The sequence below is a fragment of the Dietzia papillomatosis NBRC 105045 genome, assembly GCF_001570845.1.
In the GTDB taxonomy this organism is placed as follows: Bacteria; Actinomycetota; Actinomycetes; order Mycobacteriales; family Mycobacteriaceae; genus Dietzia; species Dietzia cinnamea.
On record NZ_BCSL01000030.1, the window covers coordinates 38,804 to 45,501 of the forward strand.

Annotated in this window: 7 protein-coding genes; 3 read left to right on the forward strand and 4 right to left on the reverse strand. The window is 70.4% G+C overall.

The window, feature by feature from the left end; genetic code table 11:
* Positions 1 to 28 precede the first annotated feature (28 nt).
* The 3 genes from DPA01S_RS11410 to DPA01S_RS11420 all read right to left on the reverse strand — a co-directional run bounded on the left by DPA01S_RS11410 (position 29) and on the right by DPA01S_RS11420 (position 2,172).
* Entirely contained in the window at positions 29 to 700 is a 672-nt protein-coding gene (locus DPA01S_RS11410) for a hypothetical protein (RefSeq protein WP_061916350.1), read from the reverse strand.
* A 144-nt stretch (positions 701 to 844) separates the two neighbouring features.
* Positions 845 to 1,384, reverse strand: a complete 540-nt coding sequence (locus tag DPA01S_RS11415; protein ID WP_061229272.1) for an O-acetyl-ADP-ribose deacetylase — start codon at positions 1,382 to 1,384, stop codon at positions 845 to 847.
* Positions 1,381 to 2,172 (reverse strand): phosphatase PAP2 family protein, encoded by a 792-nt coding sequence (locus tag DPA01S_RS11420; RefSeq protein ID WP_061229271.1) that lies wholly within the window; start codon positions 2,170 to 2,172, stop codon positions 1,381 to 1,383. The genes DPA01S_RS11415 and DPA01S_RS11420 overlap by 4 nt, the downstream gene beginning before the upstream one ends.
* Before the next feature lie 107 nt (positions 2,173 to 2,279).
* On the opposite strand from DPA01S_RS11420, the gene aspA reads away from it, so the two are divergent.
* Together aspA and DPA01S_RS11430 are read left to right on the forward strand one after the other, a co-directional pair.
* A complete protein-coding gene (gene aspA, locus DPA01S_RS11425; protein WP_061229270.1) occupies positions 2,280 to 3,743 on the forward strand; it encodes an aspartate ammonia-lyase in 1,464 nt (487 codons plus the stop codon).
* 48 nt (positions 3,744 to 3,791) lie between these two features.
* The gene (locus DPA01S_RS11430) at positions 3,792 to 4,568 is read left to right on the forward strand and encodes an acetoacetate decarboxylase family protein (protein WP_061229269.1); all 777 of its coding nucleotides are present in this window, start codon (positions 3,792 to 3,794) and stop codon (positions 4,566 to 4,568) included.
* A 25-nt stretch (positions 4,569 to 4,593) separates the two neighbouring features.
* Here the strand turns inward: DPA01S_RS11430 and DPA01S_RS11435 are convergent, their stop codons facing one another.
* Complete coding sequence (locus DPA01S_RS11435; RefSeq protein WP_061229268.1) at positions 4,594 to 6,162, reverse strand: SulP family inorganic anion transporter; 1,569 nt, start codon at positions 6,160 to 6,162, stop codon at positions 4,594 to 4,596.
* A 132-nt stretch (positions 6,163 to 6,294) separates the two neighbouring features.
* Here DPA01S_RS11435 and DPA01S_RS11440 point away from each other — a divergent pair.
* A partial coding sequence (locus DPA01S_RS11440) for a MerR family transcriptional regulator (RefSeq protein ID WP_061916353.1) occupies positions 6,295 to 6,698 on the forward strand: 404 nt, incomplete at its 3' end.

The window sequence follows — 6,698 nt, forward strand, 5'->3', positions numbered from 1 at the left end:
CCGGGTCACCGCGGGGCGGCGGCGTATCTCAGGGCTGGTGCGCGGCCGCGGCGGACGCGGGTGACCCGGCCCGGCCGCCGGCGAGGTGGCCGCAGGCCAGGCCGATCGCCGCGCCCGCGGCCGTCTCGATCGGCGTGTGGTGACTGATCCGCACGCGCGCCCACGCCACCGGCGGCACCAGCACCAGCAGTCGCCAGTAGCGGGGCGAGAGCTCGCGGGCGAGCACCGCGATCACCCCGCTCAGCACCGCCGTGTGGAACGACACCTTCACCTTGAGGGTCGCGGACCCGGCGACGCCCAACGCCACGAGCGCGGCCCGCGTCATGCGGCGCAGCTCGTCCGGCGCTCCGCGGCGCTGCTGGGCCGCCAACAGGGTCGCGACCGATACCGCGATCCCGGCGATCACCAGCGGCCGGTCCTCCCGACGGGTGACGTGGTGATCCGACAGCGCCTTGCGCCGGACCCGCCACGTGATCGCCGCCTGCGGCACCACACCCAACCCGGCCGCCGCCGCCACGCCCCACCGGGTCGACCCCACCTGCCGGCCCAGGTGGACAGAGCCGATCGTGAGTACGACCCACGGTGCGAAGACCTCTGTCAGCAGAGCTGCCGGGGCCGGGCCCGGACCGAAAGCCACCGCCGCCCCCGCCGCATCCGGTGCGCCCTCCGCGATCCGCGTGTCGCCCGCATCAGCCACCATCCACCCCCCCGAATCCGCTACTCCGTCTCGGCATCCGCTACTGCTACAGGGGTAGCGAACCCGGAGGGAGAGTAGCGGATTCCGGCTGGCGGTGACTGGAGCTGGCTGGAGGTGGCCGGATCGGGCGGGCGCGGCGGGGAGAGTTCAGTCGCCGAGGATGTCGGCGCGGCATTCCTCGGCCAGGCGCAGGGTCGCCGCGTCGAACAGCACCAGGGTCGCGGTCCCGACCCCGGTGTCGGTGGCGGCCAGCGTGGCCAGCGCGGTGCGGATCGCGTCCTCGCGCGGCCAGCCGTAGGCCCCCGCGGAGATCAGTGGGAACGCCACCGTTCGTGCGCCGAGCTCGTCGGCCACCGCCAGCGAGTTCCGGTAGCAGTCGGCGAGCAGCCGGGCACCGTCCGGATCGCGGCCGTGGATCGGGCCGACCGTGTGGATCACCCAGCGCGCGGGCAGATCACCGGCGCCGGTCGCGACGGCCCGGCCGGTCGGCAATCCGTCGGGCAACCGGCCGGACCTCAGCTCGCGACACTCCGCCAGGATGGTCGGCCCGCCCGCGCGGTGGATGGCCCCGTCCACCCCGCCGCCCCCGAGAAGTGAACTGTTGGCCGCGTTGACCACCGCGTCCACGTCCATGCGTGTGATGTCGCCGTGGCTCAGCTCTATCCGAGCGCGCCTCGTCGTCGTCATACCGTCTCCCTCCGGCGGATCATCGGCGTCGGCGCGTGATCGAGGCGGTCCATCAGCCACATGATGGTCGCCACCTCACCCACCCACGCCAGACTCACACACCAGCCCGCCAGGATGTCGCTGGGGAAGTGCACCCCCAGATACATCCGGGTGCCGCCGATGGTCGGCACGTACACCGCCGACCCGGCGATCACCGCGACCCGCCACCGCGTCGGCCACGCCAGGACGCACGTGCACGCCGCCAGCGCGGCGCTGGCCATGGCGTGACCGCTGGGGAACGAGAAGCTCTTCTCCTGCACGATGTGCGTGAAGAACGTCGGCCGGTCGCGGCGGTACAGCGCCTTGAGCACCGAGTTGATGATCGTCGACCCCACCAGCGACACCGTGAGCAACGCGGCCGGGCGGCGGCTGCCCCGCACCGACACCAGGTAGGCCGACGTCGCCAATGCGAACAACGGCACCGCCGTGACACCGCCGAGCTCGGTCACCGCCCGGGCGATCCGCGTGTTGCGGGGCGAGTGCCTGCGCTGCAGCCACATCATCACCGGCTGGTCGAAGGGCAGCTTGGCACCGCTGCGGATGCGCTCGGCGAGCTCGACGAAGCCGATCACCGGCGTCGCGAACCCCACGAACGCCACCCCGAAGATCGCCCACGTCCCGCGGGGCAGCGGCACCTCCTGCCGGTCGACGATGCTGCCGAGCAGTCCGTCCGACGGATGCAGGCGGCGAAACACGTCCCGCGCCGAGGACAGGGCCCGGGCGCCACGGGTGGTCGTCGTGCGCGACATACCCCCCAGACTAGGCAATCCCGCGGTGTCCCCGCCCGCGGATCGCGACGAGGCCCGGTGCCCCACGATTAAGGTGGGCCGGAGTCGACCCGAGAGGCGGAGGACGAATGACCCGAACCCGTGTGGAAGAAGACCTGCTCGGCACCAAGGAGGTCCCGGCGGACGCGTACTACGGCATCCACACGGTCCGGGCTGTCGAGAACTTTCCCATTGCACCCACCACCATCAGCGACGTCCCCGACTTCGTGCGTGGCATGGTCATGGTGAAGAAGGCCGCCGCCCTGGCCAACCTGGAGATGGGCGTCCTTGACCAGACGGTGGCGGACGCGATCGTCGGGGCGTGCGACGAGATCCTGGTGGACGGACGCTGCATGGACCAGTTCCCCTCCTGCGTCTACCAGGGCGGCGCCGGCACCTCGGTCAACATGAACACCAACGAGGTGGTGGCCAACCTCGCGCTCGAACGGCTCGGGCATCCCAAGGGCTCCTACGACATCATCAGCCCCAACGACGACGTCAACAGGTCCCAGTCCACCAACGATGCCTATCCCACCGGGTTCCGCATCGCCCTGTGGCACGCGCTCGAGCGGCTCGAACCGGCGCTCGTCGCGCTGCGGGAGGCCTGCTACGACAAGTCCGAGGAATTCCGCGAGGTCCTCAAGATGGGCCGCACCCAGCTCCAGGACGCCGTGCCCATGTCCCTGGGCCAGGAGTTCGGCGGCTTCGCCGTGAACCTCGACGAGGAACTCCACGTGCTCGGCTCCGCCGCCCGCATGCTGCTCGACGTCAACCTCGGCGCCACCGCGATCGGCACCGGCGTCAACACCCCGCCCGACTACCGCCGCGCGGTCATCAACCACCTGCGCGCCGTCACCGGCCTCCCGGTCACCGGCGCGATGAACCTCATCGAGGCGACGAGCGATACCGGCGACTACGTCAACGTCCACGCCGCCCTCAAGCGGACCGCGGTCAAGCTGTCGAAGATCTGCAACGACCTGCGGCTGCTGTCCTCCGGGCCGCGCGCCGGCCTCAACGAGATCAACCTGCCCGAACTGCAGGCGGGGTCGTCGATCATGCCAGCCAAGGTCAACCCCGTGATCCCCGAGGTCGTCAACCAGGTGTGCTTCAAGGTGATCGGCAACGACATGACCGTCACCATGGCAGCCGAGGCCGGGCAGCTCCAGCTCAACGTCATGGAGCCGGTGATCGCCCAGGCGATGTTCGAGTCCATCTCCCTGCTCACCAAGGCCATGGAGACGCTCACCGAGAAGTGCGTCCGCGGGATCACCGCCAACGCCGAGATCTGCCGAGCCAACGTGATGAACTCGATCGGGATCGTCACCTACCTCAACCCCATCATCGGCCACCACAACGGCGACATCGTGGGGCGCGAGTGCGCTCGCTCCGGCCGCGGGGTGCGCGAGGTCGTACTGGAGATGGGCCTGCTGTCCGCGGAGGAACTCGACGACATCCTGTCCCCGGCCAACCTCCTGCGCCCGCAGTACAAGGGACGCTCGGTCAAGAACGTCGTGGCACAGCCGGGGCAGGACACGACCGGGCCGACGGGCTGAGGTCGCAAGGGGGCTGATTCCGGGCGCGGGGACCGCTACCGTCGGCCCATGACCTCTCCCACATCGCGCGTCGTCGCCGGACGCGAGATCACCTTCCCGGTTCCCGTCGTGTCCGCCTCGGTCTCGGGCGCGGCCTTCCTCGCGCGGTCCGCCGTCGTGCGCAGGCTCATCGCCGGCGGGCGGCAGTCCGCCGTGATCGAGGCCGCGGGCGCCGAGCCCGTCTCGCTGCCCGGCGGGCGCACCCCGGCGATCATGATCCATGTCCGCTACCACGACGTGCCGGGCAACGTCCTGGGCGCTTATCACGAGATCGGCCTGGCGTTCCAGCTCACCGTGCCCGGCGCGGGGACGCTGGTGCACATCCACGAGCTGCCGGTCGACCAGGACTTCACCCTGGCGGCGGGCAACGAGCTGTGGGGCTTCCCCAAGTGGAAGGGCGACATGGTCGGCACGGCCGGAGGCGCCCTCGACGACGCGCGTCTGGGCGCCGTGGGCTCGGCCGGAGCGGGAGGCGTCGACCTCCGGCTCGACACGCGCGTGGGCCTGCCGATCCCCGGCCGTCAGTCGCTCGCCATGAACTGCGTGCAGGTCCTCGACGGTGCGCCCGTCCTCGTCCGGGCCCAGGCCACGGCGACCGGCGGGCGGATGCGGCCGCTCAGCGGGGCCCGCGTGACGATCGCGCCCGGAGCCGACGACGCCGGCGGCGACGTGGCCCGGTTCGTCGAGGCCGTCCGCGAGCTGGGACTGGACCGGGCCCGCGCGCTCGGCACGTTCTCCTACGAGAAGTTCGAGGCCGAGTTCCAGGCGCCGGCGCCGATCGGCTGAGGGGCCCGGCGCCCGGCGCTGTCCCTCAGTGCCCTTCGCCGAGATTGCCGGACAGCCTCTCCAGTCGCTGCCGACTGGAGCCGTCCAGCCCGATGATCTCCACGGTCTTGCCCTTGGCCGCGTACTTGTGGGTGATCGCGTCCAGGGTCGCGACGGTGGAGGCGTCCCAGATGTCGGCCTCGGTCAGGTCGATCACGACGTGCCGGGGGTCGCCCGAGTAGTCGAACTGGTACACGAGGTCGTTGCTGGACGCCCAGAACAGCTCGCCGCGCACCCGGTATGTGCGGACGTCGATGGTGCCGTCGTCGTCGACGTCGCGCTCGGAGATCTTTTCGAGGGTCGTCATGTGGGCCACGCGCCGGGCGAACATCACCATCGCGGTGAGGACACCGAGAACCACGCCGATGGCGAGGTTCTCGGTGATTACCGTGGCGACCACGGTGACGACCATGACGACCGTCTCGCTCAGCGGCATCAGGCGCAGGGTGCGCGGGTGGATCGAATGCCAGTCCAGGGTGGCCACCGACACCATGATCATCACGGCGACGAGGGCGGCCATGGGGATGAGCCCGACGATGTCGCCCAGCGCCACCACGAGGATGAGCAGGAAGACGCCTGCCAGGAGTGTCGACAGCCGGGTGCGGGCGCCGGACTGCTTGACGTTGATCATCGTCTGGCCGATCATCGCGCAGCCGCCCATGCCGCCGAAGAACCCGGTGACGAGATTCGCGACGCCCTGGCCCCAGCCCTCTCGGGTCTTGTCGGTGCGCACCTCGGTGATGTCGTCGACCAGCTTGGCCGTCATGAGGGATTCCATGAGGCCGACGAGGGCGGTGGCCAGGGCGTAGGGGGCGATGATCTGTAGCGTCTCGAGTGTCCACGGGATGTCGGGGAAGAACAGCGCGGGCAGGGATGAGGGAAGCTCGCCCTGGTCCCCGACGTTCGGCATCGACCATCCGAAGAGCAGGACGACGGCGGTGATCGCGATGATGGCGATCAGCGGGGCCGGCACCGCGGTGGTCAACCGCGGGAAGAACACCATGATCGCGATACCGGCCGCGACCATCGGGTAGACAAGCCACGGAACGCCCAGCAGATGGGGGATCTGGGCGGCGAAGATCAGGATCGCGAGCGCGTTGACGAAACCGATCATCACGCTGCGAGGGATGAAGCGCATGAGCTTGCCCACCCCGATCAGGCTGAGTACCACCTGGATGAACCCGGCGAGGAGCACGGTGGCCACGAGGTAGTCCATCCCGTGGTCGCGGGCGACCGGGGCCACGACGAGGGCGATCGCGCCGGTCGCCGCCGAGATCATCGCGGGGCGCCCGCCGGTGAAGGCGATCGTCACGGCCATGGTGAACGAGGCGAACAGCCCGACGCGAGGATCGACGCCGGCGAGGATCGAGAAGGAGATCGCCTCGGGGATCAGTGCGAGGGCGACGACCAGGCCGGCCAGGACCTCGGTCCGCAACCGCCGCACGGACGAGAAGGCGTACCGGAACGAGGCCAGGACGCCGACCGGCGCCAGACCGTCATCGTCGCCGGCAGGCGCCGGGGAGGGCGCCCCAGGAGTGGTGGCGGGAGCCGACATGGGGATTGTCCTCACCGAGCAGGGGCATGACACACTCTCCCGTAGCGGGAGATTCTGAAGCTACCGTAACGGTAGGTTTGATGATGCGGCGAATCTCCGGCGACCGCTGTGAGCAAGCCCACAAGGAGGATCATGTCGGAGGACGCGGTGCGGAAGATCGGCGAGGTCGCCGAGGCCACCGGTCTGTCGATCCGGACTCTGCGTCACTACGACGAGCTCGGCCTGGTCGTCCCCTCCGGTCACACCGCGGGCGGGTTCCGGCTCTACACCGATGACGACGTCGAACGGCTCCTGCTGGTGCGTCGGATGAAGCCCCTCGGCTTCTCCCTGGAGCGCATGAAGCAGTTCCTGCAGGCCACGGACGTGCTCGCCGCGGGCCGGCGCCCGCAGGCGGGGGGGTCGGGGTCGGAGGAGAGGCGCGCGGCGCGGGCGACCGTCGAGGAGATTCACGGCGAGGCGGAGGCGCGCTACCGCGATCTGCAGAAGCATCTCGACTACGGGGCCGAGTTCCTCCAGCTGGTCCGCGAGAGGCTCGA